The organism is Paraburkholderia fungorum (assembly GCF_046027215.1).
GTDB classification, from domain to species: domain Bacteria; phylum Pseudomonadota; class Gammaproteobacteria; order Burkholderiales; family Burkholderiaceae; genus Paraburkholderia; species Paraburkholderia fungorum_D.
In genome coordinates this window covers 4,082,495-4,109,201 of the sequence record NZ_JAQQEN010000001.1, presented here as the reverse complement: position 1 = coordinate 4,109,201, position 26,707 = coordinate 4,082,495, and the positions used below count along the sequence as shown (strand labels likewise).

Genomic DNA, 26,707 nt, shown 5'->3' with positions numbered 1-26,707 from the left:
GCGGTTTACATATATGGCACCGGCGATGGGAAACGAATTGCAGCATCGCACGGTGCTGCTGGATGAAGCGGTCAATGCGCTGGTTACACGCGCGGACGGCGTTTATGTGGACGGCACGTTTGGGCGCGGCGGTCATAGCCGCCTGGTATTGGAGAGGCTGGGTGAGTCGGGTCGCCTGATCGCGTTCGACAAGGACCCGCTCGCCATCGCCACGGCGCAGCAAATCGCCGATCCGCGCTTTGGCATCGTGCACGAGAGTTTTGCTTCACTGCGCGACGCGGTGACGGAGCGCGGAGTGGGACGGGTGTCGGGTGTTTTGCTGGATCTGGGCGTGTCGTCGCCGCAAGTCGACGATCCGGAGCGGGGCTTCAGCTTTCGCGCCGACGGCCCGCTCGACATGCGGATGGACCCGACGCGCGGCGAGTCTGCGGCTGACTGGCTGGCGCGGGCCACGGTGCAGGAATTGACGGAGGTAATACGAGATTATGGGGAAGAACGGTTTGCTTTTCAGATTGCAAAGGCGCTTGTTGCTCGCCGGGCAGAGTCCGACCGTCTTGGGCCTCTCGTCAGCACGGGCGAGCTTGCCCAAATCGTGGCTAACGTCGTCAAAACCCGAGAGAAGGGCAAGGATCCGGCAACCCGCACCTTTCAAGCTATACGGATTCACATCAATCAAGAGCTTGCGGAGCTGCAAGTCGTTCTAGAAGCAGCGTTGTCGTTGCTGGAGCAAGGGGGGCGGCTGGTGGTCATCAGCTTTCATTCGCTCGAAGACCGGATCGTCAAACGATTCATGCAGGCGCACGCGAGTACGCCCACGGTGGATCGTCGTCTGCCGATTCGTGCCGTCGATCTGCCGAGCCCGCCGCTCAAAATCATCGGCCGCGTGTTCGCAAGCGACGCTGAAGTCGCCGCGAACCCGCGCGCCCGTTCTGCCGTGATGCGTGTGGCGGAGCGGATCGCGCCATGAACCGCCTCAATATCTTCCTGCTGATGATCGTGATGGGCTGCGCCTTGTCGGTTGTCAACGCGACCAATCAGCAGCGGCAGATTTTTATCCAGTTGCAGCGCGCTCAGTCACAGGAGCGCCAGCTGCAACAGGACTATTCGCAGCTTCAATATCAGCAGAGCGCGATGTCGAAGACGTCGCGCATCGAGCAGCTCGCCACTGATTCACTGAAGATGCAAACGGTCACGACGGGGCGCACCCAGTACCTGACGCTCGATTCGGGCGCCGCGAGAGCTGAGGATGCGCCGATCCCGACTTCCGGCCCGGCCTCGGCGCCGGTTGCGACTCGTCGCGGAGACGTGCGATGAAAAAATCGTCGACTCGCAAGAGCGTCGCTTTCTCGGCGAACCCGATCCTGTCGGTGCGTCTGCCGATGTGGCGCTCGAAACTCGTGGTGTTCATGCTGTTCATGGCGTTCGTCGCGTTGACCGCGCGCGCGTTCTGGATTCAGGGACCCGGTAACGCCTTCTATCAGAAGCAGGGTGAAATCCGCTATCAGCGCCGGCTCGAATTGCCGGCCACGCGCGGCAAGATTCTCGACCGCAACGGCCTCGTGCTTGCCACGAGTCTGCCGGTGCGCGCGATCTGGGCAATTCCCGAGTCGGTGCCCGACGATCTCGGCGCCGACAAACTCACCGCGCTCGGCAAGCTGCTGGGCATGACGAACAAGGAACTGCGCGCCAAGCTGTCGGAAGACAAGACCTTTGTCTACGTGAAGCGCCAGGTGCCGGTCGACGTCGCCGCCCAGGTGACTGCGCTGGACATCCCCGGCATTTATTCGCGCGACGAGTACAAGCGCTTCTATCCGGAAGGCGAGATCACGGCTCACCTGATCGGCTTCACGAACGTGGAAGACGAAGGTCAGGAAGGCGTCGAACTCGGCGACCAGAAGCTGCTGGCCGGCATGTCAGGCAGCCGCCGCGTGATCAAGGACCGCATGGGCCACATCATCGAGGATGTGGACGAGCAGGTCGTGCCGCATAACGGCAACGACGTCGATCTCTCGATCGACAGCAAGATCCAGTACATCGCGTACACGAACCTGAAGGCGGCTGTCGAGAAATTCAAGGCGAAGGCTGGCGCGGCGATGGTGATCGACGTACGGACCGGCGAAGTGCTGGCGCTCGTCAATTACCCCACGTACAACCCGAACGACCGTTCACACCTGACGGGCGATCAACTGCGCAACCGCATCCTGACCGACACCTTCGAGCCGGGCTCGATCATGAAGCCGTTCACGGTGTCGTTGGCGCTCGACCTGCACCGCGTGACGCCGACTACACTGGTTGATACAGGCGGCGGCCGTTTCGTGCTCGACGGTGCGCCGATTACCGACGACAGCGCGTTCGGTGTGCTGACGGTGGGCGGTGTGATCCAGAAGTCGAGCAACATCGGCGCGACGAAGATCGCCATGCAGCTCAAGCCCGAAGAGATGTGGAATATGTATACCAGCATCGGTCTCGGCCAGGCGCCGAAGGTCGGCTTCCCAGGCGCGGCGGCGGGTCGTCTGCGTCAGTGGAAGAACTGGCGCCGCATCGAACAGGCCACCATGTCGTACGGCTACGGCTTGTCGGTGTCGCTGTTCCAGCTGGGTCGCGCGTACACCGCGATTGCGCATGACGGCGAGATCATGCCGGTGTCGATTTTCCGCACGCCAGGCGATCAGCCGGCCACGGGCCCGCAAATCTTCGCACCCACCACCGCCCGTGAAGTGCGCGCGATGCTCGAAACCGTGACCGCGCCGGGCGGCACGTCGCCGGATGCGGCCGTGCCGGGCTACCGCGTCGGCGGCAAGAGCGGTACCGCATACAAACACGGCGCGCACGGCTACGACCACTCGAAGTACCGCGCATCGTTCGTCGGCATGGCGCCGATGCCGAATCCGCGCATCGTCGTGGCTGTATCGGTCGACGAACCGACGGCCGGCAGCCACTTCGGCGGTCAGGTGTCGGGTCCGGTGTTCTCGGCCATCGTCGGCGATACGCTGCGCTCGCTCAACGTGCCGCCGGATATGCCGGTCAAGCAGATGGTGGTGTCGGACGATTCCGCACCGGCCGCGCCGAGCGCACCGCCTACCGCCGCCGCCGTGAAGAAACTCTCCACCAGCAGCGGCGCAAAGAAGATGACGATCTCCGCTAACGCGAAAAGCCATCCGGGGGTCGTGCGATGAGCGCGCTGCGCAAGAAGCATCCAGCGCACCGGCAGATCGCCGACGCACTCTCCTGGCTGCACGCTCGCGTGCAGCCAGATGCGCATCTGCACGCCGACACACGCTCGCTCGCGGCGGGCGACGCGTTTTTCGCCTACGCAGTCGACGGCGCCGACAACCGTCCGTTTATCGACGGCGCAATTGAGCGTGGCGCGGCCGCGGTGCTGGTTCAACTCGAAGGTTTCAGCGGCGAGATCGATCCGCCCATTGCACTGGCGGTGCCGGCGCTGAACGAACTCGCCGGTTCGATCGCGAGCGCCTGGTACAAGGATCCGAGCGACGGCATGCTGGCGGTCGGTATCACCGGGACGAACGGCAAGACATCGTGCAGCCAGTGGATCTCGGCGGCATTGACCGCGCTCGGCACGCGTTGCGCGATCATCGGCACGCTCGGCACCGGCCTGCCCGGTCACCTCGTTCACACGGGCTTCACGACGCCAGACGCGCCGCAACTGCAACGCAGTCTCGCGCAATTGCGCGACGCGGGCGCGCAAGCAGTGGCAATGGAAGTGTCGTCGCACGCGTTGCATCAAGGCCGCGTGAACGGCACGGCGTTCGACATCGCCGTGTTCACGAACCTCACGCAAGATCACCTCGACTACCACGGCACGTTCGACGCGTATGAAGCGGCGAAGGCGCGTCTGTTTGCGTGGCCGGAACTGCGCGCAGCGGTCATCAATCGGGACGATGCGGCCGGCCGCCGACTGCTCGCGAGCACGCCGGGCCACGCACGCACGATCGCTTACGGTCTCGATGAAACCCTGAAAGACGTGCCGCAAGCCGATGCGTCGCTGCTTGCGTCGAACGTGCGCGCGACCGCCACCGGCACGGCATTTCGTCTGACCACATCGCACTGGGGTAACGCCGAAGTCGAAGTACAAACGCTCGGCGCGTTCAACGTCAGCAATCTGCTCGGCGTGCTCGGCGCGCTGCTCGCGGCCGACGTGCCGTTCGAGGCCGCGCTCGCCGAACTGGCGAAGCTCGAGCCGGTGAACGGGCGCATGCAACGCCTCGGCGGTCGCTTGCAGAACGACGAACCGCTCGTCGTGATCGACTACGCGCACACGCCGGATGCGCTCGAAAAAACGCTTGAAGCGCTGCGCCCGATGGCGACAGCACGCGGCGGCGAACTGATCTGCATGTTCGGCTGCGGCGGCGACCGTGATGCAACCAAGCGTCCGCTGATGGGGGCAATTGCCGAGCGGATTGCCGATGGCGTCGTCGTGACCAGCGACAACCCGCGTAGCGAAGATCCGCAATCGATCATCGAACAGATTGCCGCGGGCATGACAGACGCGTCGAAGGCGCGCCGTGTCGAAGACCGCGCGAGCGCGATCCTGCAGGCGATCCGCAGCGCCGCACGCGAAGACGTCATCGTGCTGGCCGGCAAGGGGCACGAAGCAACACAGGAAATCATGGGCAAGAAACGCGCTTTCTCCGATCAGGATCACGCTCGCCTCGCGCTCGCCGCGCGCGCGACGCAGGCACGCGGAGGTGGCGAATGACCCGGCCAGGTATCGCGATGTTCTCGCTGCGTGAAGCCGCCGCGCTGATTCCCGGCGCCACCGTGCTGGGTGACGAAAGCGTCACGTTCGATCGGGTATCGACCGACAGCCGCAGCGCCGGTCCGGGCGACCTGTTCGTCGCGATCAAGGGTGAGCGCTTTGACGCGCACGACTTCCTGCCGGAAGTTGCGTCGCGCAACGTCACCGCCGCGCTCGTGACGCGCACGCCGGCCGACTGGCGCGTGCCCGCCTTGCGCGTCACCGACACTCGCGTCGCGCTCGGTGCGCTCGCGCGCGGCTGGCGTCGCAAGTTCAATGCGCCGCTCGTCGCGGTGACCGGCAGCAACGGCAAGACCACGGTCAAGGAAATGATCGCGTCGATCTTCGCCGCCGCAGTGGGCGCGGATGCGCGCCTTGCAACCGCCGGCAACTTCAACAACGACATCGGTTTGCCGCTCACGCTGTTCCGTCTGAACGCCGCCCATCAACTCGCGGTGGTCGAGCTCGGCATGAACCATCCGGGCGAAACCTCGCTGCTCGCAAAGATCGCCGAGTCGACGGTCGCGGTGGTGAACAACGCGCAGCGGGAGCATCAGGAATTCATGGCAACTGTCGAAGCGGTCGCGCTCGAGCATGCAAGCGTGATTCATGCGTTGTCACCAGAAGGCGTCGCCGTGTTTCCCGCTGACGACGCCTACGCGAGCATCTGGCGCGTCGCGGCAACGGGCAACCGCATCATGGATTTCGCGCTGAATTCCAATGAACACTCGACCGAAGCCGCGGTAAAAGGCACGTTCACGGGCAACCGGCTGAGTATCGACACGCCGGAAGGTCACGTCGACCTCACCTTGCAGGTACTCGGCAACCACAACGCGCACAACGCGTTGGCCGCAACGGCCGCTGCGCTCGCCGCAGGCGTTTCGCTCGACGCGATCAAGCGCGGTCTCGAATCGTTCGGTGCGGTGAAAGGCCGCCTGCAAGTGAAGCATGCCGTGCTCGGTGCGCTCGCCGGCGCGACGGTGATCGACGACACCTACAACGCGAATCCCGATTCGATGCGCGCCGCGATCGACGTGCTTGCGTCGCAAGCCTCGCCGCGCGTGCTCGTGATGGGCGACATGGGCGAAGTCGGCGACAACGGTCCGGCGTTTCACCGCGAAATCGGTGCATACGCAAAAGAGCGCGGCATCGACGCGCTGTACGCGATGGGCGACGCCTCGCGCGACGCCTGCTCCGCGTATGGCGCCGGTGCGCATCACGTCGCCGATATCGGCACGCTCGTCGCTCAATTGCAGCAGGCCGGTTTCGGTCCCGCTGCAACGCTTCTCGTGAAAGGCTCGCGTTTCATGCAAATGGAACGCGTGGTGGACGCCGTAACGAGTCCACAACCCAACGCTGCGGGCAATGCGCCCGCCGCACATTGAAATAGAAGGACCGAAGCATGCTACTGGCGCTGGCGCAATGGCTGCAGAATGACGCAAGCTTCTTGCGCGTGTTCAGTTATCTGACTTTTCGCGCGGTGATGGCCACCATCACCGCGCTGCTGATCGGGCTCGTCTGTGGCCCGGCGGTGATCCGCAAGCTGACCGCGATGAAAGTCGGCCAGGCTGTTCGCAAAGACGGTCCGCAGACGCACCTCGTCAAATCCGGTACGCCGACCATGGGTGGCGTGCTGATTCTGCTCGGCATCGCCGTGGCAACGTTGCTGTGGGCCGATCTGACCAACCGTTTTATCTGGATCGTGATGCTTGTCACGTTCGGTTTCGGCGTGATCGGCTGGGTCGACGACTACCGCAAGGTGGTCTACAAGGACCCGCGCGGCATGTCGTCGCGTGAAAAGTATTTCTGGCAATCCGTGATCGGCTTGTTTGCCGCGGTGTATCTGGCGTTCAGCGTGTCGGAAGCGAGCAACGTGCGCGTGTTCGATCTGTTCATGGCGTGGGTGCGCAGTGGCTTGTCGATGGGCTTGCCGGCGCGTGCCGACCTGATGCTGCCGTTCGTCAAGTCGATCAGCTATCCGCTCGGCGTGTGGGGCTTCATCGTGCTGACCTACCTCGTGATCGTCGGCGCAAGCAACGCGGTCAATCTCACTGACGGCCTCGACGGCCTCGTGATCATGCCGGTCGTGCTGGTGGGCGCGTCGCTCGGCGTGTTCGCGTACGTGATGGGCAGCTCGGTCTACTCGAAGTACCTGCTGTTTCCTCACATCGCCGGCGCGGGCGAGTTGCTGATTTTCTGTTCGGCGATGGGCGGCGCAGGGCTCGCGTTTCTGTGGTTCAACACCCACCCGGCGCAGATGTTCATGGGCGACGTCGGCGCGCTGGCGCTGGGCGGCGCGCTCGGCACGGTCGCCGTGATCGTGCGTCAGGAAATCGTGCTCTTCATCATGGGCGGCATTTTTGTCGCGGAGACGCTTTCCGTGATGCTGCAGGTTACGTGGTTCAAGTTCACCAAGCGCCGTTTCGGCGAAGGTCGGCGCCTCTTCAAGATGGCGCCGCTGCATCACCATTTTGAATTGTCGGGCTGGAAGGAAACGCAGGTGGTCGTGCGCTTCTGGATCATCACATTGATGTTGTGCCTGTTCGGTTTGTCCACGCTCAAGTTGCGTTAAGCAGTAAATAGGGGAAGCAGGCGATGTTTGGCGAGAAGTTTCGGGATCGGCAAAAGCCGATGGTGCTCGTGCTGGGACTCGGTGAATCCGGTCTCGCGATGGCGCGCTGGTGCGCGCGGCACGGCTGTCGGCTGCGTGTGGCCGATACGCGCGAGGTGCCGCCGAACCTGTCCGCGCTCGAAGCGCACGGTGTCGACGCTGCGTTCGTCGGCGGCCCGTTTTCGCCTGTGCTGCTTGAGGGCGTCGAACTCGTGGCAATCAGCCCGGGCTTGTCGCCGCTCGCCGCCGACCTGCTTCCGCTGATCACGGCGGCGCGTGAGCAGGGCATTCCGGTGTGGGGCGAACTCGAATTCTTCTCGCAAGCGTTGAAGACGCTCGGCGAAAGCGGCTACGCGCCGAAGGTGATCGCGATCACCGGCACCAACGGCAAGACCACGACCACGAGCATGGCGGGCCTCCTGTGCGAACGCGCCGGCAAGAAGGTCGCGGTGGCGGGCAACATCAGCCCGGCCCTGCTCGACAAACTCACCGAAGCGATCGACAACACGGCATTGCCCGACGTGTGGGTGCTGGAGCTATCGAGCTTCCAGCTGGAAACCTCGCACACGTTTACGCCGGACGCAGCGGTTGTTCTGAACATCACGCAGGATCACCTGGACTGGCACGGTGGGTTGGACGCTTATGCCGCCGCGAAGGGCCGCATCTTCGGTACACAGACGGTACGCGTGCTGAACCGCGACGACGCGCGCGTGATGGCGCTCGCCCCGTCCGGCGATAGCGAGGCGGCCTTGGTCACGTTCGGCGTCACCGAGCCGAAGAACGATGGCGACTACGGCTTGCTGCGCGATAACGGCATGGTCTGGCTGGTGGAAGCGCACGACCGCGACGCCAGCGACACGCCCGCGCCCACGCGCCGTCGCAAGAACGAAGTGGCGACGCCGCCGAACATCGCGCTCAAGCGTTTGATGCCGGCTGACGCGTTGCGAATTCGCGGGCTGCACAACGCCGCCAATGCGCTGGCCGCATATGCGCTCGCACGCGCCGTCGGGCTGCCGGGCGCGCCGCTGCTGCACGGTCTGCGCGAATACCATGGCGAGCCGCATCGGGTGGAATTGATCGCCTCGATCGAAGGAATCGATTACGTCGACGACAGCAAGGGCACGAACGTCGGCGCAACGGTTGCCGCACTCGACGGCCTCGCGCAGCGCGCGGTGCTGATTGCCGGCGGTGACGGCAAGGGGCAGGATTTCGAGCCGCTCGCCGAGCCGGTCATGCGCTGGTGCCGCGCCGTGATGCTGATCGGCCACGATGCGCCGCGGATTCGCAGCGCGCTCGAACACACCGGCGTCGCGCTGACCGATCACGCCACGCTCGAAGAAGCGACGCGTGCCGCCACGGCGCTGGCGCAGCCGGGCGACGCCGTGTTGCTGTCGCCGGCGTGCGCGAGCTTCGACATGTTCAAGGGTTACGCACACCGTGCGGCGGTATTCCGCAGCACGGTAGAAGACATCGCGGCCGAACGGGGGACGATGATATGAGCTGGTCGGAACGCTTCGGTTCGCGCCTCGCGGGGGCGCGTGCAACAGAAGGCGACGCGGGCCGTGCAACAGGCCGCTCGGGCGGCAGCGGTCTGGCGAGCGCCGTCAACGGCGTGCGTCCGCTGCGCTCGCGCATGCTCGACTACGATCACTCGCTGCTGTGGGTGGTCGTCGCGCTGCTCGGCCTTGGCGTCGTGATGGTGTATTCGGCGTCGATCGCCATGCCCGATTCGCCGAAATACGCGTCGTATCGCGACTATGCGTTCCTCGTGCGCCAGATCATCTTCGTGGTGATGGGCTCGGTGATCGGCATCGTGTCGTTCCGCATTCCGATCTCGACGTGGGATAAGTACGCGCCGAAGCTCTTCCTGATTTCACTGGTCGCGCTGGTGATCGTGCTGATTCCGCACGTAGGCAAGGGAGTGAACGGCGCGCGCCGCTGGATTCCGCTCGGCATCACGAACATGCAGCCGTCGGAAATCATGAAGCTCGCCGTGACGATCTACGCGGCGAACTACACGGTGCGCAAACAGGAATACATGCACAGCTTCGCCAAGGGCTTTTTACCGATGGCGGTGGCGGTGGGTCTCGTCGGCGCGTTGCTGCTGCTCGAGCCGGACATGGGCGCGTTCATGGTGATCGCCGCGATCGCGATGGGCGTGCTGTTCCTCGGCGGCGTGAACGGCAAGCTGTTCGGCGGCCTGGTGGCTACTGCGGTCGGCACGTTCAGTTTGCTGGTGTGGGCGTCGCCGTGGCGTCGCGAGCGGATTTTCGCTTACCTCGATCCGTGGGACGACCGTTACGCGCAAGGCAAGGCCTATCAATTGACCCACTCGCTGATCGCATTCGGACGCGGCGAATGGTTTGGCGTCGGCCTCGGCGGCAGCGTGGAAAAGCTCAACTACCTGCCCGAAGCGCATACCGACTTCATCCTCGCGGTGATCGGCGAGGAACTCGGTTTTGTCGGCGTGCTGGTGGTGATCCTGATGTTCTACTGGATCGTGCGCCGCTCGTTCGAAATCGGCCGTCAGGCACTCGCGCTCGACCGTACCTTCGCGGGCCTCGTGGCGAAGGGCGTCGGCATCTGGTTCGGCGCGCAGACCTTCATCAACATGGGCGTGAACCTCGGCTTGCTGCCGACCAAGGGTCTCACGCTGCCGCTCGTCAGCTACGGCGGTTCGGGCATCGTCCTGAACTGCGTCGCGGTGGCGGTTCTGATGCGCGTGGACTACGAGAACCGGGTGCTCATGCGTGGGGGCAAGGTATGACCGCTCTGCCGCAACGCACGCTGATGGTGATGGCCGGTGGCACCGGGGGACACGTGTTCCCGGGGCTCGCGGTCGCTCATCTGATGCAGGCGTGGGGCTGGAAGGTCGTGTGGCTCGGCAATCCGGCCGGCATGGAAGCGACGCTCGTGCCGAAACACGGTATCCCGATGGAGTACGTGCGTTTTGGCGGCCTGCGCGGCAAGGGTATGAAGACCAAGCTGATGTTGCCGGTGACGCTGCTGCGCGCCTGCATGCAGAGTCTGAGCGTGCTGCGTCGCGTGAAGCCCGACGTCGTGCTCGGCATGGGCGGTTACATCACGTTCCCGGCAGGATTGATGACTGCGTTGAGCGGTCGTCCGCTGGTGTTGCATGAACAGAATTCGATCGCCGGACTCGCGAACAAGGTGCTCGCGAAGGTCGCACGACGTGTGCTGGTGGCGTTCCCGAATGCATTGCCGCACGGCGAATGGACCGGCAACCCGATTCGTGCGGAACTTGCGCGCGCAATTGCACCCAAAGCACGCTACGCACAGCGCAGCGGTCCGCTGAATGTGCTGGTGGTGGGCGGCAGTCTGGGTGCGGCGGCATTGAATGAAGTGGTGCCGCGCGCGGTAGCGATGCTGGCATCGGATCAACGTCCGCGCATCGTGCATCAGGCGGGCGCAAAGCATATTGAAGCACTGCGCGAGAACTACGCGGCGGCCGGCCTGCAAACCGGTGCCGACGTGGACCTCGTGCCCTTTATCGACGACATGACGAGCGCGTACGCGAACGCGGATCTGGTGATCTGCCGTGCAGGCGCGATGACGGTGTCGGAGATTTCAGCAGTAGGCGTGGCGGCGTTTTTCGTGCCGTTCCCTTTTGCAGTAGACGATCACCAGACAACTAATGCAGCGTTCCTCGCCGACAACGGCGCGGCGCTGGTCGTGCAGCAACGCGACCTGTCGGCGGAAAAGCTCGCCGGCTGGTTGCGCAGCCAGACGCGAGAGTCCCTCGCGGAAATGGCAGAGCGTTCGCGCTCGCTCGCGAAACCCGACGCCACGGAGCAGGTCGCGCAGATTTGCGCCACTGTGGCGGGTTGGACCCCGAGCCCGAGCCTGGAAGGAAAGCAATGAAACACATCGTCAAACACATTCACTTTGTCGGCATCGGTGGTGTCGGCATGAGCGGCATCGCGGAGGTGCTGGTCAATCTCGGCTATCAGGTGAGCGGCTCGGATCTCACGAGCAACGCGATCACGGATCGCCTCGCGGCGCTTGGCGCGCGGATCGCGATCGGCCATGCGGCGGAGAACATCGAAGGCGCGAATGCTGTCGTCGTGTCGACGGCGGTGCGCAGCGATAACCCGGAAGTGCTGGCCGCGCGCCATCGCCGGATTCCGATCGTGCCGCGCGCGGTGATGCTCGCGGAACTGATGCGGCTGAAGCAGGGCATCGCGATTGCCGGCACGCACGGCAAGACGACGACCACCTCGCTGGTGGCGAGCGTGCTGGCGGCGGGCGGTCTCGACCCGACCTTCGTGATCGGCGGCCGGCTGATCAGCGCGGGCGCGAATGCGCGGCTCGGCACGGGCGACTTTATCGTCGCCGAAGCGGATGAGTCGGATGCGTCGTTCCTGAATCTGTTCCCGGTGATCGAAGTCATCACGAATATCGACGCCGATCACATGGACACCTACGGCCACGATTTCGCGCGGCTCAAGCAGGCGTTCATCGAGTTCACGCACCGTCTGCCGTTCTACGGCATCGCGGTGTTGTGTGTGGACGATCCAAACGTGAAGGAGATCCTGCCGTTCGTGTCGAAGCCGATCATCCGCTACGGCCTCGCGCCGGATGCGCAGGTGCGCGCGGTCAACGTCGAAGCACGCAACGGCAAGATGCATTTCACGACGTTGCGCGAAGACGCGCCGCCGCTCGACATCGTGCTGAACCTGCCTGGCGAGCACAACGTACAGAACGCTTTGGCCGCAATTGCAATTGCGACTGAACTTGAAGTGAAAGATGCCGATATCCAGCGAGCACTCGCGGATTTCAACGGCGTGGGACGACGCTTCCAACGCTACGGCGAAGTGCCGGTCGTGATCGAGGGCAAAACGAGCGGCGCTTACACGCTGGTCGACGACTACGGCCATCACCCGGTCGAAATGGCGGCAACGGTGGCGGCGGCGCGCGGTGCGTTTCCGGGGCGGCGTCTGGTGCTGGCGTTCCAGCCGCACCGCTTCACGCGCACGCGCGATTGCTTCGAAGATTTTGTGAAGGTGCTGTCGACAGTGGATGCATTGGTGCTGACCGAGGTCTATGCGGCCGGCGAAGCGCCGATCGTCGCGGCTGACGGCCGTGCCCTGGCGCGCGCGTTGCGCGTCGCGGGCAAGGTCGAGCCCGTGTTTGTCGATCTGGTGGATGAAGTGCCGGACGCGCTCTCAGCAGTGGTGCGCGACGGCGATGTGGTGATCACGATGGGCGCGGGTTCGATCGGCGGTGTGCCGGGACGCCTCGCGCAGGAAACGAAGGTGTGAGTGAAATGAGCAGTATCAAATTGGATCAACTCGCAAAACAATTCGGCAAAGTGGCCGTGCTGCTCGGTGGGGACTCCGCCGAGCGCGAGGTGTCGCTCAATTCCGGCCGCCTGGTGCTGCAAGGCCTGCGCGACGCCGGTGTCGACGCGCATCCGTTCGACCCGGCTGAGCGTCCGCTCGCGGCATTGAAAGACGAAGGCTTTGTGCGCGCGTTCAACGCGCTGCATGGCGGCTACGGCGAGAACGGCCAGATCCAGGGCGCGCTCGATTTTTACGGCATCCGTTACACGGGTAGCGGCGTGCTCGGCTCGGCGCTCGGTCTGGACAAGTTCCGCACCAAGCTCGTGTGGCAGCAACTCGGCATTCCGACACCGCCGTTCGAAGCCGTGCTGCGCGGCGACGACTACGAAGCGCGAGCGAAAGACATCGTCGCGAAGCTCGGCTTGCCGCTGTTCGTGAAGCCGGCGAGCGAAGGGTCGAGCGTCGCGGTGATCAAGGTGAAAAGCGCCGACGCATTGCCGGCAGCGCTGGTCGAAGCGGTCAAGTACGACAGGATTGTCGTGGTGGAACAGAGCATTGAAGGCGGCGGCGAGTACACCGCGTGCATCGCGGGCGATCTGGATCTGCCGGTGATCCGCATCGTGCCGGCCGGCGAGTTCTACGATTACCACGCGAAGTACATCGCTAACGACACGGAGTACCTGATTCCTTGCGGCCTCGCCGCCGACGAAGAGGCCCGGCTGAAAGTGCTGGCGCGCCGCGCGTTCGACGTCCTCGGCTGTACCGACTGGGGGCGCGCCGACTTCATGCTGGACGCGAGCGGCAATCCGTATTTCCTCGAAGTGAACACGGCGCCTGGCATGACCGATCACTCGCTGCCGCCGAAGGCGGCGCGTGCGGTGGGCATCAGTTATCAGGAACTGGTTGTCGGCGTATTGGCGCTGACCTTGAAGGACTAACCGGGGCGACCCAAAAGCAACACCATGTGGAACAACGTTCGCCAGCTCAATTTCGCCGCCAACGCATTGCATGCGTTGCTGGTGCTCGTGCTGCTGGCGGCAGGCGGTTACTGGCTGATCCAGCGTCCGAATTTCGCACTGCGCGAAATAAAGATCGACGGCGATACGGAGCACATCAATTCGCCGACAGTACGTGCCGGTGTAGTGGGGCGGTTGAAGGGCAACTTCTTTACGGTGGATCTCGACGTCGCACGTCAGGCGTTCGAGCAGATGCCGTGGGTGCGTCACGCGAGCGTGCGGCGCGTCTGGCCGAATGCACTGGCTGTCACGCTCGAGGAGTACAAACCGCTGGGGACGTGGGGCAGCGATCAGCTGGTGAGCGTCGACGGCGAGCTGTTCACCGCGAATCAGGGCGAGCTCGAAGAAGAGCTGCCCGCATTCGACGGCCCGGACGGCTCGGCTAAAGAAGTCGTCGCGCGGTATCACGACTTCCAGAAGTGGTTTGCGCCGCTGGGCGCGACGCCTGAAGAAGTAGCACTGTCGCCGCGTTATGCGTGGACGGTGAAGCTGTCGAATGGGATGCAGGTGGAACTTGGGCGCGAACGTAATCAGGAGACGCTGCTCGATCGCAGCAAGCGCCTGACCGCGGCGTGGAACGCGGTGACGCAACGTTGGGGAAAGGATATCGAGTATGCGGACTTGCGCTATCCGAACGGTTTCGCGATTCGTGCCGCTGGCATGCGCTTTATCAGCGAACCCGACAAGGGCAAGAAGAAGTAAACGGACATCACACGCAATGAGCACGCTATGAGTAAAGACTATAAAGATCTGCTGGTCGCCCTCGACATCGGGACGTCGAAGGTCGTGGCTATCGTCGCCGAGCTGAAGGGCGAAGGTCACTACGAGGTGATCGGCCTCGGCCAGAGCGAATCGAAGGGGCTCAAGAAAGGCGTGGTGGTGAACATCGAAGCCACCGTGCAGTCTATTCAACGCGCGCTCGAAGAAGCCGAGTTGATGGCCGATTGCAAGATCACGAATGTATTCACGGGGATCGCCGGCAGCCATATCCGCAGCTTCAATTCGAGCGGGATGGTGGCGATCAAGGAAAAGGAAGTCACGCAGACCGATGTGGCGCGCGTGATCGAGACCGCCAAGGCGATCAACATTCCGACCGATCAGCAGGTACTGCACATCCTGACGCAGGAATTCATCATCGACGGCCAGGAAGACGTGCGCGAGCCGATCGGCATGAGCGGCATCCGCCTGGAAGTGAAGGTGCACATCGTCACCGGCGCGGTGAGCGCGGCGCAGAACATCGTCAAGTGCGTGCGCCGCTGCGGGCTTGAAGTGAACGATCTGATTCTGCAGCCGCTCGCGTCGTCATTGGCGGTGCTGACGGAAGACGAAAAGGAACTCGGCGTGGTGCTGGTCGATATCGGCGGCGGCACGACGGATATTGCGATTTTCAGCGAAGGCGCGATTCGTCACACGGCGGTGATTCCGATTGCCGGCGACCAGATCACGAGCGACATCGCGATGGCGCTGCGCACGCCGACGCCGGACGCGGAAGACATCAAGGTCGACTACGGCATCGCGAAGCAGGCACTCGCCGATCCGGACGAAATGATCGAAGTGCCGGGTCTCGGCGAGCGCGGTCCGCGCACGCTGTCGCGCCAGGCGCTGGCCGCGGTCGTCGAGCCGCGGGTCGAAGAACTGTTTTCGCTCGTGCAGCAGGTGGTGCGCGAGTCGGGTTACGAGGAGCTGCTGAGCTCCGGCGTGGTGCTGACCGGCGGCGCGTCGATGATGCTCGGCATGGTCGAACTCGGCGAGGACATTTTCCTGAAGCCGGTGCGCATCGGCGTGCCGGAATACGCGGGCGGTCTGGCTGACGTCGTGCGTAACCCGCGTTATTCGACGGCAATGGGCCTGCTCGTCGAAGGACGCTCGCAACGGATGCGCGGCCGCAAGGTCGCGGTGCAGTCGGGGTCGATGGGCCAGGTCTTCACGCGAATGAAAGACTGGTTCCTCGGCAACTTCTAACGAATTCTGGTTTTGAACGATTTTACGTAAATTCGCGCTGGTGCCGGCGGCCGGCGCGCGACAGGGGGTTGCCCGATCTCCTGCCGAATAACGGCCGAAGTGGCTGTAATTTTTTATCTTGACGGAGGCAACATGGAATTCCAGATGCTGGAAACCGAAACGAACGGCACCATCATCAAGGTGGTCGGAGTAGGTGGCGCTGGCGGCAATGCTGTTCAGCACATGATCAACAAAGGCGTGCAAGGCGTCGACTTCATCGTGATGAACACGGACGCGCAGGCTCTGTCGCGCTCGCGCGCCACCGCGGTGATCCAGCTCGGCAACACGGGCCTGGGCGCTGGGGCGAAGCCGGAAATGGGCCGCGCCGCAGCAGAAGAAGCACGTGAGCGCATCGCCGACGCACTGCGCGGCGCGCACATGGTGTTCATCACCGCCGGCATGGGCGGCGGCACGGGCACGGGCGCAGCACCGGTGGTCGCGCAGATCGCCAAGGAAATGGGTATCTTGACTGTTGGCGTGGTCAGCAAGCCGTTCGAATTTGAAGGCGGCAAGCGGATGCGCGTCGCAGAAGCAGGTTCGCAGCAACTGGAGGATCACGTCGACTCGCTGATCGTCGTTCTGAACGACAAGCTGTTCGAGGTGATGGGCGATGACGCCGAGATGGACAAGTGCTTCCAGTGCGCCGACGACGTTCTGAACAACGCAGTGGCCGGTATCGCGGAAATCATCAACGTTGACGGTCTGGTGAACGTCGACTTCGAAGACGTGAAGACGGTGATGGGCGAGCAGGGCAAGGCGATGATGGGCACGGCGACGGTTGCCGGTGTCGATCGCGCGCGTCTGGCCGCTGAGCAGGCTGTCGCCAGCCCGCTGCTGGAAGGTGTGGATCTGTCGGGCGCGCGTGGCGTGCTGGTCAACATCACGTCGAGCCGTTCGCTGCGTCTGTCGGAAACGCGCGAAGTGATGAACACCATCAAGAGCTACGCAGCAGAAGACGCTACGGTCATCTTTGGCGCGGTGTACGACGATGCAATGGGCGACGCGCTGCGCGTGACGGTCGTGGCAACGGGTCTGGGCCGTGCGGCGAAGAAGCAGCAATCGGCACCCATGACGCTCTTGCGCACCGGCACTGACAACCAGCCGATCAGCACGATGCAACACGCTGCTTACGCGCCGTCGCACGCCAGCACGGCCGATTACGGCGCGCTGGATACGCCGGCTGTGTGGCGCACGTCGCGCGATACGGCGGCTTCGCACGTGCAGGCACTGCAGGAAAAGGGTGTCGATACGTACGACATTCCGGCTTTCCTGCGCAAGCAGGCGGACTGAGCGCACGAGCAGGCTTTCGCTGCGGCGCGGGTGTTGCGGCAGGTTTGCGCACGCGCTAGCAGACGAATGCACGAGCGTGGCGGGTGAACGGCGAACAAGTCGCGTATCGTCAGATTCGCGGCAAGGACAAGTGCCCTCTTCGGATTCGCGAAGCGGAGTGGGTGACTGTCGCCGGGTGGCGGAGCTTGCAGTTGAGCTGACGCCGGATTTTTCACTGCGACACGACGACGTGCGAGCGTGCTTCGCATCGATGCAAAGGACTGAGCATGATTCAGACAGGTGACAAGCTGCCCGACGCGACGCTCTTCGAATTTGTCGAAGACGAGCGGGCGGGCTGCACGATCGGGCCTAACAGCTTCGACGTGCGCGAACAGACGGCGGGCAAACGCGTGGTGATCTTCGGATTGCCAGGCGCGTTCACGCCGACCTGTTCGGCCAAACACGTACCGGGTTATGTCGAGCACGCCGCGCAGCTGCGCGCGCTTGGCATCGACGAAATCTGGTGCGTGTCCGTCAACGACGCGTTCGTAATGGGCGCGTGGGGACGCGATCAGCACGCCTCGGGCAAGGTGCGCATGATGGCGGACGGCAGTGCGGCTTTCACGCGGGCGCTTGGTCTCGAGCAGGATTTGTCGGCGCGCGGCATGGGGATCCGTTCCCAGCGCTACGCGATGGTGGTCGACGACGGCGTGGTCAAGACGTTGAACGTCGAGGCTGCCGGCAAATTCGAAGTCAGCGATGCAGGGAGTATCCTCGCTACGTTGAGCTAGTTACTGTGCGTTCAATGCCTTCGTCCTGAGGCCGCGCACTGAGCGCGTTGTATCAGGGCAACGGCGCATAAGACGCTTTTGTGACAGGCCGTTACGCGGGCCGATGACCGGAAACGCCTCCGTTCCGGACATCGGCCCGTCACGCTTTCCTGATGCGTGTCTCCTGGGTAATGGAGCGAAACAGATTGATACGTTCCGCGCCAAGACGCTCCTTAGGGTATTGGAGTATAATTCACGCTATGGAATAAAAAGTCCCGATTGGGATTTTCAATCGAATAGAAGATCACCATGTTGAAGCAGCGCACTATCAAATCGATCGTCAAGACTGTTGGCATTGGCCTGCACTCGGGCCGCAAAGTCAACCTGACGCTCCGCCCGGCAGCGCCGGATACGGGCATTGTGTTTTCACGCGTGGATTTGCCCACGCCGGTGGACATTCCCGCGTCGGCCATGGCAATTGGCGATACGCGCCTGGCTTCCGTGTTGCAGAAAGACGGCGCGCGCGTGTCGACGGTCGAGCATTTGATGTCCGCCTGCGCCGGACTCGGTATTGACAATCTGTATGTCGAGGTCACCGCTGAAGAAATCCCCATCATGGACGGCAGCGCGGGTTCGTTCGTATTTCTGATTCAGTCGGCCGGTATTGAAGAGCAGAACGCGGCAAAGAAATTCATTAAGGTCACCAAGCCGGTCGAAATCCGCGACGGCGACAAGTTCGCGCGTCTCGACCCGTTTTTCGGTTTCAAGCTGAAATTCACGATCGATTTCCGTCACCCGGCTGTCGATAAAACTGGCCAGGCGCTGGAAGTGGATTTTGCCAATACGTCGTACGTGCGGGAAATTGCCCGCGCGCGTACGTTCGGCTTTGCGCATGAAGTGGAAATGATGCGCGAGCTCGGTCTGGCTCGTGGCGGCAGCATGGATAACGCGATCGTGCTCGACGAATACCGCATCCTGAACAACGACGGTCTGCGCTACGACGACGAATTCGTGAAGCACAAGATGCTCGACGCGATCGGCGATCTGTATGTGGTTGGCCACCCGTTGCTGGCCTCGTACACCGCGTACAAGTCGGGTCACGGCCTGAACAACGCGCTCCTGCGTGAGTTGCTGGCGCATGAAGATGCGTACGAAATCGTCACGTTCGACGACACGCAGAAGGCGCCGCGCGGCTTCGCGTATGAAACGCAGACGGCGTTTGCCTGATTGGCGTAACGCCTTCGTGGCGAAGCTTCCGAATCGGATGAATGAAAAATAAGCGGCCGTGAAGGCCGCTTATTTTTTGTTCAGCGATTTCTCCGATGCCTCGCCGCCATCTTCGCCAGCGCTTCCTGCAACGGCGACGGCGCGAGGGATTGTGAGAGCGCGTGTAAGGCGTCGGCGCCGACCGGCGTCATACGCGCCTGTTTGACCGGCGGCGGCTCTTTGGCGGGCTGCGGCCGCACGCGGATTCTCAGCGCATTGACCGGCCAGCCACGCTGCTGCAAATCGGACAACAGCCGCGGCTCGATATGGCGCAGCCGTGCCGCCAGCGCATTGTGCGCGGCAAAAAGGGCCAGCACACCTTCCTTGATAAAGCTCGGCTCGACACTCGTTGCCAGATAGTCGGGCAGCAACTCGCGCAGATCCTTTTCGAGCGCCGCAATCTGCTCGACGCCCGCGCGCAGAGCCGCGAACGCATCCGTGCGATTGAGCACTTCGGCGACCGGCTGCGGGCGGCGCGCGTTGAACTGCTTGGGCGGCGGCCTTGAAAAGGACGGAAAACGGCTCATGTTTGATGGTAACGGCGTGTTCGCACCCCATGTGCCTTCACGCCGCGATTGTACCGCGCGGGATGCACGCGGACTCGCCTGAATGCGCACCGTCAGAGGTCGCTGCGGCGGGCCCGGGAGGCCTTGCCGCCGTCGCGCCACTGACACAGGCGCACGCGGGGGCGCGTGCTAAAATGCCCGATTCGAATTCACTCTTGGACTAAGCCGCCGAGGCCCTTCCGACCCCGGAGCGCACGTGCATCATCCGCACGCCGCGAACCCAGCCGAAGCCGCGACGCAGACACCGATCCGATGACCACCGGTTTTCTACAGAAGATTTTTGGCAGCCGCAACCAGCGGCTAGTCAAGCAATATCAAAAGACCGTCACGGCGATCAATGCGCTCGAGCCGCAGATCGAGCAATTGACGGACGATCAACTGCGCGCCAAAACGGGTGAATTCCGCCAGCGTGTCGCGAGCGGCGAGTCGCTCGACAAGCTCCTGCCGGAAGCCTTCGCGGTCTGCCGCGAGGCCAGCAAGCGGGTGCTGAAAATGCGCCACTTCGACGTGCAGCTGATTGGCGGCATGGTTCTGCACTACGGCAAGATCGGCGAAATGCGTACTGGCGAAGGCAAGACGCTCGTCGCTACATTGCCGGTGTACCTGAACGCGCTGTCCGGCCGCGGCGTGCACGTCGTCACGGTCAACGATTACCTTGCCCAGCGCGACGCCGAATGGATGGCGCGTCTGTACAACTTCCTCGGGCTGTCGGTCGGCATCAATCTGTCGCAGATGGATCATGGCGCCAAACAGGAAGCCTACGCGGCTGACATTACCTACGGCACTAACAACGAATTCGGCTTCGACTACCTGCGCGACAACATGGTCTACGAGACCGACGCGCGCGTGCAACGAGCCCTGAATTTCGCGGTGGTCGACGAGGTCGACTCGATCCTGATCGACGAGGCCCGTACGCCGCTGATCATCTCCGGCCAGGCCGAAGACCACACCGAACTCTACGTGCGCATGAATGCGCTGCCGCCGCTGCTCGAACGCCAGATTGGCGAAGAGAAAGCCGACGGCACAGGCGTTGAAAAGCCGGGCGACTACACGCTGGACGAAAAGGGCCGCCAGGTATTCCTGACGGAGTCGGGCCACGAGAAGGCCGAGCGTCTGCTCGCCGAATGGGGCCTGATCGGCGAGGGCGAAAGTCTGTACGCGCCGCAGAACATCACGTTGATGCACCACGTGTACGCCGCGTTGCGCGCGCATACGCTGTTCTTCAAGGACCAGCACTACGTCGTCCAGAACGGCGAAGTGGTGATCGTCGACGAATTTACCGGCCGTTTGATGTCGGGTCGCCGCTGGTCGGACGGTCTGCATCAGGCCGTCGAGGCGAAGGAACACGTCAAGATCCAGAGCGAGAATCAAACGCTCGCGTCGATCACGTTCCAGAACTACTTCCGTATGTACGCAAAGCTGTCCGGCATGACCGGTACGGCCGATACCGAAGCATACGAATTCAACGAGATCTACGGTCTCGAAACGGTCGTGATCCCGACCAACCGTCCGCCGAAGCGGATCGACAAACAGGATCAGATCTACAAGACCGCGAAGGAACGCTACGACGCGGTGATCCGCGACATTCGCGACTGCTACGAGCGTGGTCAGCCGGTACTGGTCGGTACGACGTCGATCGAAAACTCGGAATTGCTGTCGCATCTGCTCAAGCAGGCCGGTTTGCCGCACGAAGTGCTCAACGCGAAACAGCATGCGCGTGAAGCGGAGATCGTCGCCGAAGCAGGCCGTCCGAAGCGCATCACGATCGCCACCAACATGGCCGGCCGCGGTACCGACATCGTGCTCGGCGGCAACGCGGAAAAGCAGGCGTCGTTCATCGAACTGGACGAAACGGTTGCCGACGACGACAAGCAACGCCGCATCCAGAAGCTTCACGACGAATGGCAGGCGCTGCACGATCAGGTGAAGGCCGCGGGTGGCCTGCACATCATCGGGACGGAACGTCACGAATCGCGCCGGATCGACAACCAGTTGCGCGGCCGTGCTGGCCGTCAGGGCGACCCGGGCTCGTCGCGTTTCTATCTGTCGCTGGAAGATCCACTGCTGCGCATCTTCGCGGGCGATCGCGTGCGCGCGATCATGGACCGCCTGAAGATGCCTGAAGGCGAAGCGATCGAAGCGGGCATCGTCTCGCGCTCGATCGAATCGGCGCAGCGTAAGGTTGAAGCACGCAACTTCGATGTTCGCAAGCAATTGCTCGAATACGACGATGTGTCGAACGATCAGCGCAAGGTGATCTACCAGCAGCGCAATGAATTGCTTGAAGCGAACGACATCACGGAAACCATCGGCGCGATGCGTCATGGCGTGATCGCCGATATCGTTCATCAGTTCGTACCGGCCGGCAGCATTGAAGAACAGTGGGACGTGCCCGAGCTGGAGGAAGTGCTGCGCAACGAATGGCAGCTCGACCTCGCGATCCAGGAAATGATCAACGAGTCGAATTCGATCAGCGCGGACGAAATTCTCGAAGCGGTTGAAGCCGCGGCGGACGAAGCATACGAATCGAAGGTCGAACAGGTCGGCCGTGAATCGTTCAGCGCGTTCGAGCGCTCGATCATGCTGCAAACGCTGGACCGTAGCTGGCGCGAGCATCTGGCTGCGCTCGACCATCTGCGTCAGGGTATCCATCTGCGTGGTTACGCGCAGAAGAATCCGAAGCAGGAATATAAGCGCGAGGCGTTCGAACTGTTCGCCGCGATGCTCGACGCGGTGAAGCTCGAAGTCACCCGGGTGGTGATGAACGTGCAGATCCAGTCGCCGGAGCAACTGGAGCAGGCTGCCGAGCAGTATGAGGAGCAAGGCAGCCACCTTGAGAACGTCGAATTCCGTCACGCTGAATTTGCCGAGGCAGCAGCACCGGCGGCTGCGGAAGCCGCTACCGCGGCGATGATTGGCGACGCGATGAGCCACGGTTCGTCGCACGCTGTCGCGCCGGATGTGAACGCGGACAATGTGCCGAAGGTCGGCCGCAACGACCCGTGCCCGTGCGGCAGCGGCAAGAAGTACAAGCAGTGCCACGGCAAGATCGTGTAATGCCGCAGGCGGCGCGCTTTTAAGCGCGCCGCGTCGCTTTACACGGTGCATTGCTGTTGATTTCGCGGTGGTTCGGCAGCATGCCCGAACCACCAGTTTCCGATCCCCTCGATGCCGGCGCCCGCCGGCATTTTCTTCGACAGGTCGCGACTATGGCTGTCAATTTCCCCTCGATCGATCCCGCTCAACTCCATCCCGTCGCCGGCGTTACGCTAGGCTGGGCGGAGGCGAATATCCGCAAGCCAAACCGCAAGGACGTGCTGGTCATTTCCGTCGACGAAGGCGCGACGGTAGGCGGCGTGTTCACGCAGAACCGCTTTTGCGCCGCGCCGGTAACGGTCTGCCGCGAGAATCTCGAGCGTGTGCGCACCGGCGGCAAACCGATCCGCGCGCTGGTGATCAACACCGGCAACGCGAATGCGGGTACGGGCGAACCGGGCCTCGCGCATGCGCGCGAAACCTGCGCTGAACTGGCGCGTCTCGTCGAGATCACGCCGGAGCAGGTGCTGCCGTTTTCGACGGGCGTGATTCTGGAGCCGCTGCCGGTCGAGCGTCTGAAGGCCGGTCTGCCGGCTGCGCTGGCGAACCGCAAGGAAGCCAACTGGTACGACGCAGCCCACGCGATCATGACCACGGACACGCTGCCGAAGGCCACTTCGCGTCAGGTCACCATCGACGGCCACACGGTCACGCTCACCGGCATCAGCAAGGGCGCTGGCATGATCAAGCCGAACATGGCCACCATGCTCGGTTTCCTCGCGTTCGACGCCGCCGTCGCCCAACCGGTGCTCGATGCCTTGGTCAAACACGTGGCGGACCGCTCGTTCAACTGCATCACGATTGACGGCGACACGTCGACCAACGATTCATTCATTCTGATCGCGTCGGGCAAATCGAGCCTGCCGGCGATCACGTCCACCGATTCGCCCGCTTACGCAGCGTTGCGCGACGCGGTGACCGAAGTCGCACAAACGCTCGCGCAGTTGATCGTGCGCGACGGCGAAGGCGCGACCAAATTCATGACCGTGCAGGTGGAAGGCGGCTCGAGCGTCGGCGAATGCCGCCAGATCGCTTACGCGATCGGCCACTCGCCGCTCGTGAAGACGGCCTTCTATGCATCGGATCCGAATCTCGGCCGCATTCTTGCGGCCATCGGCTATGCCGGCGTGGACGATCTCGACGTCGGCAAGATCGATCTGTATCTGGACGACGTGCTGGTCGCAACTGCCGGCGGCCGCAATCCGGCCTATCGTGAGGAAGACGGCCAGCGCGTCATGAAAAAGAGCGAGATCGGCATTCGCGTCGTACTCGGCCGCGGCAATGCGCAAGCCACGATCTGGACTTGCGATCTGTCGCACGACTACGTGAGCATCAACGCCGACTATCGTTCGTAACCAGGTTCATTACGCGGCGCCTCGCCGCTTATCTCACCGCCATGGATAAACTCGAACAGTTTCTGACCCGGGCCGAAGCCGTGCTCGTCCGCCTCGAAGCGATGCTTCCGCCTGCCGCACCGAACATCGATTGGGAAGCTGCGGTGGCGTTTCGCTGGCGTAAGCGCCAGGGGCGCGGCTATTTGCAGCCGGTGCCCGCGATTTCGGCGATCACGCTCGACGACCTGCAAAACATCGATCGCCAGAAAGGGTTGATCGAGCAGAACACCCGGCAGTTCGTGCACAAGCAGCCAGCCAACAACGTGCTACTGACGGGCGCGCGGGGCACCGGCAAGTCGTCGCTGATCAAGGCTTGCCTGAACGCGTATGCGAAAGACGGCCTGCGTCTGATCGAAGTGGATAAAGACGATCTGCACGACCTTGGCGACATCGTCGATCTGATCGCGCAGCGGCCGGAGCGCTTCGTGGTGTTCTGCGACGACCTCTCGTTCGAAGACGGCGAATCGGGCTACAAGGCGCTGAAGGTCGCGCTCGACGGCTCGATCGCTGCGCAGTCCGACAACGTGCTGATCTACGCCACGTCGAATCGCCGCCATCTGCTGCCCGAGTACATGAGCGACAACGAGACGTACAAGCACACGTCCGACGGCGAGATTCATCCGGGTGAACTGGTGGAAGAGAAGATCTCGCTGTCCGAGCGCTTTGGGCTGTGGGTCAGCTTCTATCCGTTCAAACAGGACGATTACCTGTCGATCATTGCCCACTGGCTGCGACACTTCGGCTGCGACGACGCCGAAGTCGAAGCGGCGCGCGGCGATGCGCTCGTGTGGGCGCTGGAGCGCGGTTCGCGCTCAGGGCGTGTTGCGTGGCAGTTCGCGCGCGACTGGTCAGGCCGGAAGACGCCGGTATGAGTGACAAGCAGCAGAATGCCGCTGGCCGCCCGGTGACGGAGGTCGCCGTCGGCGTGCTGATTCAGCCGGACGGGCGCTATCTGCTCGCGCAGCGTCCTGCCGGCAAGCCGTACGAAGGCTATTGGGAATTTCCGGGCGGCAAACTGGAGGCGGGGGAGTCGGTTGAGGCGGCCCTCGCGCGTGAATTGCACGAAGAACTGGGCATTGACGTCAAGGCGAGCCATTTGTGGCATACGCTCGAACACGATTACCCGCACGCCTATGTACGGCTGTTCTTCTGCAAGGTGACGCAGTGGTCCGGCGAACCCCACGGCCGGGAAGGCCAGGCTTTTGTCTGGCAGGCGCTGCCTGCGGAAGTCTCGCCGCTGTTGCCGGCGACCATTCCCGTGCTGGAATGGCTCGCAGCCGAAAAGAACTGACAATAAGAGCCTGCCACGGGCGACGCTGCGCTCGCAACGTTAGCCCGCGTAGCCAGCCTCAATGCGGGTTGTAATCGCCGCCCGGCGTTTCATCAGACTGCGTTTCTGTATCTGTGCCGCCGATCTTGTATTTCTCAGCGGCCCAGGCGCCGAGGTCGATCTGCTTGCAGCGGTCGGAGCAGAACGGGCGAAAGCGGTTCTCGGGGGTCCAGCGGACATCCTTTCCGCAGGTGGGGCATTTGACGACGGTAGGCATACGGTCAGGCAGTCAATCGGAATCGGGATAGGTATCGAATATAGGGGCATTTCTCGCCGCTTTAAAGGCGCTGCCCATGATCCGGTTCTACAGGGTTCGCTCAGGTGTGCATACGTGCGCTAGAGGCTGCACAGCGTCAGCTGGAACGGCACGTCGACATCGACCGCGCGCGGCCTCAGATCGCCATCCTGCACGGTAAAGCGTACCCACAGCATGTATTTGTTGGCGCTCGCTTCAGGAATCACGCGCAATTCCGGTGCAACCCGTACCTGCATCAATTGATAGGAGCGACCTGACAGCATCTGCTGATAGCTGCCTTGCATGGCCATCACCTTGGACGCCTGACCGGATTCACGCGCGAGACGCAGGACAATCGTGGCCGCGTCGCGCAGCGGCAGCAGCGGTGTTACCCACTTGGCGATGTCCTGACGGCGCTGGTCGGGATGGAATTGCTGCCACGCGTAGTACGAAGGTAAATCGAACTTGCAGGTACCGCCGGGAATGATCGCGCGGCTGCGGATGCTGGCGAGCCATTCGTTGTCCGCAAGATGCTGGCCGGTCTTGCCCTGCATTTGCGAAAGCCCCGCCAAGGTCTGTTCAATTTCCCCGAGCACCGCTTCCAGCGCGTTTTGCTCGATGCCGGGATTGCCACGAAATGGCGCCAGCGTTTGCCGTTGACGCTCGAGTTCTTTCATCAGATCCGATTTCAGATCCGCGCGACCCGCAACCTCAGAGATTTCGAACAACGTGGTCAGTGCGACGTGATGTTCCCTGGCATCTTCCTGAGTCAGAAAGAACGTGAAGCGCTCGAACAGATCTTCGAGGCGCAATAGCGTCCGGATTCGCTCGTTGAAGGGATACTCGTAAAGGATCAAGCGGGCTCGCCTCAGGCGTGGTCGGTGACGGGAATGCAGAACATTCTAATGCCGTGAGACTACCCTAGCAATCACACACTTTTTCGATGCGCTTTAGCGACTTTTTTTGCGTGTTTCGGCTGGTTTTCAGTGCGCTTTGGCTCTCGTATTGCCGCAAAGTTCACTAGAGCTGCGCGAGATCGGCCATGCTGGCGTCATGTCTGCCTCTTGCGCGGGTCTCGCGTGCGTGTGCCG

General features: G+C 62.9%; 23 protein-coding genes. 20 read left to right on the top strand and 3 right to left on the bottom strand.

The genetic code is table 11. From position 1 onward, the window contains the following. Nucleotides 1-13 precede the first annotated feature (13 nt). The 16 genes from rsmH (at nt 14) to lpxC (ending at nt 18,956) form a co-directional block, all read left to right on the top strand. Complete coding sequence (gene rsmH, locus PQR27_RS18390) at nt 14-967, top strand: 16S rRNA (cytosine(1402)-N(4))-methyltransferase RsmH (RefSeq protein WP_408524978.1); 954 nt, start codon at nt 14-16, stop codon at nt 965-967. Continuing rightward, nucleotides 964-1,314, top strand: coding sequence for a cell division protein FtsL (gene ftsL, locus PQR27_RS18385; protein ID WP_408524977.1), 351 nt, complete (start codon nt 964-966; stop codon nt 1,312-1,314). The genes rsmH and ftsL overlap by 4 nt, the downstream gene beginning before the upstream one ends. Further along, nucleotides 1,311-3,176 (top strand): peptidoglycan D,D-transpeptidase FtsI family protein, encoded by a 1,866-nt coding sequence (locus tag PQR27_RS18380; protein WP_408524976.1) that lies wholly within the window; start codon nt 1,311-1,313, stop codon nt 3,174-3,176. Before ftsL ends, PQR27_RS18380 begins: the two co-directional genes overlap by 4 nt. Beyond that, entirely contained in the window at nt 3,173-4,720 is a 1,548-nt protein-coding gene (locus PQR27_RS18375; RefSeq protein ID WP_408524975.1) for a UDP-N-acetylmuramoyl-L-alanyl-D-glutamate--2,6-diaminopimelate ligase, read from the top strand. Before PQR27_RS18380 ends, PQR27_RS18375 begins: the two co-directional genes overlap by 4 nt. Next, a complete protein-coding gene (locus tag PQR27_RS18370; RefSeq protein WP_408524974.1) occupies nt 4,717-6,144 on the top strand; it encodes a UDP-N-acetylmuramoyl-tripeptide--D-alanyl-D-alanine ligase in 1,428 nt (475 codons plus the stop codon). Before PQR27_RS18375 ends, PQR27_RS18370 begins: the two co-directional genes overlap by 4 nt. Nucleotides 6,145-6,161: 17 nt before the next feature. After that, nucleotides 6,162-7,331: a phospho-N-acetylmuramoyl-pentapeptide-transferase gene (gene mraY, locus PQR27_RS18365; RefSeq protein WP_095418165.1), complete on the top strand. Its 1,170-nt coding sequence runs from the start codon at nt 6,162-6,164 to the stop codon at nt 7,329-7,331. A gap of 23 nt (nt 7,332-7,354) precedes the next feature. Further along, complete coding sequence (murD, locus tag PQR27_RS18360) at nt 7,355-8,869, top strand: UDP-N-acetylmuramoyl-L-alanine--D-glutamate ligase (RefSeq protein WP_408524973.1); 1,515 nt, start codon at nt 7,355-7,357, stop codon at nt 8,867-8,869. Next, nucleotides 8,866-10,137 carry a putative lipid II flippase FtsW gene (gene ftsW / locus PQR27_RS18355; RefSeq protein ID WP_408524972.1) on the top strand — a complete coding sequence of 424 codons (1,272 nt, stop codon included), beginning with the start codon at nt 8,866-8,868 and terminating at the stop codon, nt 10,135-10,137. Before murD ends, ftsW begins: the two co-directional genes overlap by 4 nt. After that, on the top strand, nt 10,134-11,252 hold the full coding sequence (gene murG / locus PQR27_RS18350) for an undecaprenyldiphospho-muramoylpentapeptide beta-N-acetylglucosaminyltransferase (RefSeq protein WP_408524971.1): 1,119 nt from the start codon (nt 10,134-10,136) through the stop codon (nt 11,250-11,252). Before ftsW ends, murG begins: the two co-directional genes overlap by 4 nt. Further along, a complete protein-coding gene (gene murC / locus PQR27_RS18345; protein WP_408524970.1) occupies nt 11,249-12,652 on the top strand; it encodes a UDP-N-acetylmuramate--L-alanine ligase in 1,404 nt (467 codons plus the stop codon). The genes murG and murC overlap by 4 nt, the downstream gene beginning before the upstream one ends. A 5-nt stretch (nt 12,653-12,657) precedes the next feature. Next, the gene (locus tag PQR27_RS18340; RefSeq protein WP_408524969.1) at nt 12,658-13,611 is read left to right on the top strand and encodes a D-alanine--D-alanine ligase; all 954 of its coding nucleotides are present in this window, start codon (nt 12,658-12,660) and stop codon (nt 13,609-13,611) included. A 24-nt stretch (nt 13,612-13,635) separates the two neighbouring features. Next, nucleotides 13,636-14,391: a cell division protein FtsQ/DivIB gene (locus tag PQR27_RS18335; RefSeq protein WP_408524968.1), complete on the top strand. Its 756-nt coding sequence runs from the start codon at nt 13,636-13,638 to the stop codon at nt 14,389-14,391. Between the two features lie 27 nt (nt 14,392-14,418). Beyond that, entirely contained in the window at nt 14,419-15,651 is a 1,233-nt protein-coding gene (gene ftsA, locus PQR27_RS18330) for a cell division protein FtsA (protein ID WP_007180311.1), read from the top strand. A 132-nt stretch (nt 15,652-15,783) separates the two neighbouring features. Beyond that, a complete protein-coding gene (gene ftsZ / locus PQR27_RS18325; RefSeq protein WP_408524967.1) occupies nt 15,784-16,980 on the top strand; it encodes a cell division protein FtsZ in 1,197 nt (398 codons plus the stop codon). A gap of 266 nt (nt 16,981-17,246) precedes the next feature. After that, nucleotides 17,247-17,750 (top strand): peroxiredoxin, encoded by a 504-nt coding sequence (locus PQR27_RS18320; protein WP_408524966.1) that lies wholly within the window; start codon nt 17,247-17,249, stop codon nt 17,748-17,750. Nucleotides 17,751-18,038: 288 nt separating this feature from the next. Further along, nucleotides 18,039-18,956: a UDP-3-O-acyl-N-acetylglucosamine deacetylase gene (lpxC, locus tag PQR27_RS18315; RefSeq protein WP_408524965.1), complete on the top strand. Its 918-nt coding sequence runs from the start codon at nt 18,039-18,041 to the stop codon at nt 18,954-18,956. Nucleotides 18,957-19,036: 80 nt separating this feature from the next. Here lpxC and PQR27_RS18310 read toward each other — a convergent pair whose 3' ends face one another. Then, entirely contained in the window at nt 19,037-19,522 is a 486-nt protein-coding gene (locus tag PQR27_RS18310) for a DciA family protein (RefSeq protein ID WP_408524964.1), read from the bottom strand. A 291-nt stretch (nt 19,523-19,813) separates the two neighbouring features. On the opposite strand from PQR27_RS18310, the gene secA reads away from it, so the two are divergent. The 4 genes from secA to PQR27_RS18290 all read left to right on the top strand — a co-directional run bounded on the left by secA (nt 19,814) and on the right by PQR27_RS18290 (nt 25,342). Beyond that, nucleotides 19,814-22,618 carry a preprotein translocase subunit SecA gene (gene secA / locus PQR27_RS18305; protein ID WP_408524963.1) on the top strand — a complete coding sequence of 935 codons (2,805 nt, stop codon included), beginning with the start codon at nt 19,814-19,816 and terminating at the stop codon, nt 22,616-22,618. A gap of 152 nt (nt 22,619-22,770) precedes the next feature. Beyond that, on the top strand, nt 22,771-24,012 hold the full coding sequence (gene argJ, locus PQR27_RS18300) for a bifunctional glutamate N-acetyltransferase/amino-acid acetyltransferase ArgJ (RefSeq protein WP_408524962.1): 1,242 nt from the start codon (nt 22,771-22,773) through the stop codon (nt 24,010-24,012). Between the two features lie 41 nt (nt 24,013-24,053). Next, entirely contained in the window at nt 24,054-24,923 is an 870-nt protein-coding gene (locus PQR27_RS18295; protein WP_408524961.1) for an ATP-binding protein, read from the top strand. After that, a complete protein-coding gene (locus tag PQR27_RS18290; protein WP_408524960.1) occupies nt 24,920-25,342 on the top strand; it encodes an NUDIX domain-containing protein in 423 nt (140 codons plus the stop codon). Before PQR27_RS18295 ends, PQR27_RS18290 begins: the two co-directional genes overlap by 4 nt. 58 nt (nt 25,343-25,400) lie before the next feature. Here PQR27_RS18290 and yacG read toward each other — a convergent pair whose 3' ends face one another. Both yacG and zapD read right to left on the bottom strand, forming a co-directional pair. After that, nucleotides 25,401-25,598: a DNA gyrase inhibitor YacG gene (yacG, locus tag PQR27_RS18285; RefSeq protein WP_408524959.1), complete on the bottom strand. Its 198-nt coding sequence runs from the start codon at nt 25,596-25,598 to the stop codon at nt 25,401-25,403. Between the two features lie 119 nt (nt 25,599-25,717). After that, nucleotides 25,718-26,473 (bottom strand): cell division protein ZapD, encoded by a 756-nt coding sequence (gene zapD, locus PQR27_RS18280; RefSeq protein WP_408524958.1) that lies wholly within the window; start codon nt 26,471-26,473, stop codon nt 25,718-25,720. Nucleotides 26,474-26,707 lie beyond the last annotated feature (234 nt).

Bases quoted from the DNA above. Each gene is read 5' to 3' on its own strand.
- ftsZ (WP_408524967.1), top strand. From the start codon at position 15,784: ATGGAATTCCAGATGCTGGAAACCGAAACGAACGGCACCATCATCAAG.
- yacG (WP_408524959.1), bottom strand. From the start codon at position 25,598: ATGCCTACCGTCGTCAAATGCCCCACCTGCGGAAAGGATGTCCGCTGG.
- murG (WP_408524971.1), top strand. From the start codon at position 10,134: ATGACCGCTCTGCCGCAACGCACGCTGATGGTGATGGCCGGTGGCACC.
- PQR27_RS18295 (WP_408524961.1), top strand. From the start codon at position 24,054: ATGGATAAACTCGAACAGTTTCTGACCCGGGCCGAAGCCGTGCTCGTC.
- murD (WP_408524973.1), top strand. From the start codon at position 7,355: ATGTTTGGCGAGAAGTTTCGGGATCGGCAAAAGCCGATGGTGCTCGTG.
- PQR27_RS18320 (WP_408524966.1), top strand. From the start codon at position 17,247: ATGATTCAGACAGGTGACAAGCTGCCCGACGCGACGCTCTTCGAATTT.
- PQR27_RS18290 (WP_408524960.1), top strand. From the start codon at position 24,920: ATGAGTGACAAGCAGCAGAATGCCGCTGGCCGCCCGGTGACGGAGGTC.
- argJ (WP_408524962.1), top strand. From the start codon at position 22,771: ATGGCTGTCAATTTCCCCTCGATCGATCCCGCTCAACTCCATCCCGTC.
- PQR27_RS18375 (WP_408524975.1), top strand. From the start codon at position 3,173: ATGAGCGCGCTGCGCAAGAAGCATCCAGCGCACCGGCAGATCGCCGAC.
- mraY (WP_095418165.1), top strand. From the start codon at position 6,162: ATGCTACTGGCGCTGGCGCAATGGCTGCAGAATGACGCAAGCTTCTTG.
- PQR27_RS18335 (WP_408524968.1), top strand. From the start codon at position 13,636: ATGTGGAACAACGTTCGCCAGCTCAATTTCGCCGCCAACGCATTGCAT.
- lpxC (WP_408524965.1), top strand. From the start codon at position 18,039: ATGTTGAAGCAGCGCACTATCAAATCGATCGTCAAGACTGTTGGCATT.
- PQR27_RS18310 (WP_408524964.1), bottom strand. From the start codon at position 19,522: ATGAGCCGTTTTCCGTCCTTTTCAAGGCCGCCGCCCAAGCAGTTCAAC.
- murC (WP_408524970.1), top strand. From the start codon at position 11,249: ATGAAACACATCGTCAAACACATTCACTTTGTCGGCATCGGTGGTGTC.
- rsmH (WP_408524978.1), top strand. From the start codon at position 14: ATGGCACCGGCGATGGGAAACGAATTGCAGCATCGCACGGTGCTGCTG.
- PQR27_RS18340 (WP_408524969.1), top strand. From the start codon at position 12,658: ATGAGCAGTATCAAATTGGATCAACTCGCAAAACAATTCGGCAAAGTG.
- ftsA (WP_007180311.1), top strand. From the start codon at position 14,419: ATGAGTAAAGACTATAAAGATCTGCTGGTCGCCCTCGACATCGGGACG.
- ftsW (WP_408524972.1), top strand. From the start codon at position 8,866: ATGAGCTGGTCGGAACGCTTCGGTTCGCGCCTCGCGGGGGCGCGTGCA.
- ftsL (WP_408524977.1), top strand. From the start codon at position 964: ATGAACCGCCTCAATATCTTCCTGCTGATGATCGTGATGGGCTGCGCC.
- PQR27_RS18380 (WP_408524976.1), top strand. From the start codon at position 1,311: ATGAAAAAATCGTCGACTCGCAAGAGCGTCGCTTTCTCGGCGAACCCG.
- secA (WP_408524963.1), top strand. From the start codon at position 19,814: ATGACCACCGGTTTTCTACAGAAGATTTTTGGCAGCCGCAACCAGCGG.
- PQR27_RS18370 (WP_408524974.1), top strand. From the start codon at position 4,717: ATGACCCGGCCAGGTATCGCGATGTTCTCGCTGCGTGAAGCCGCCGCG.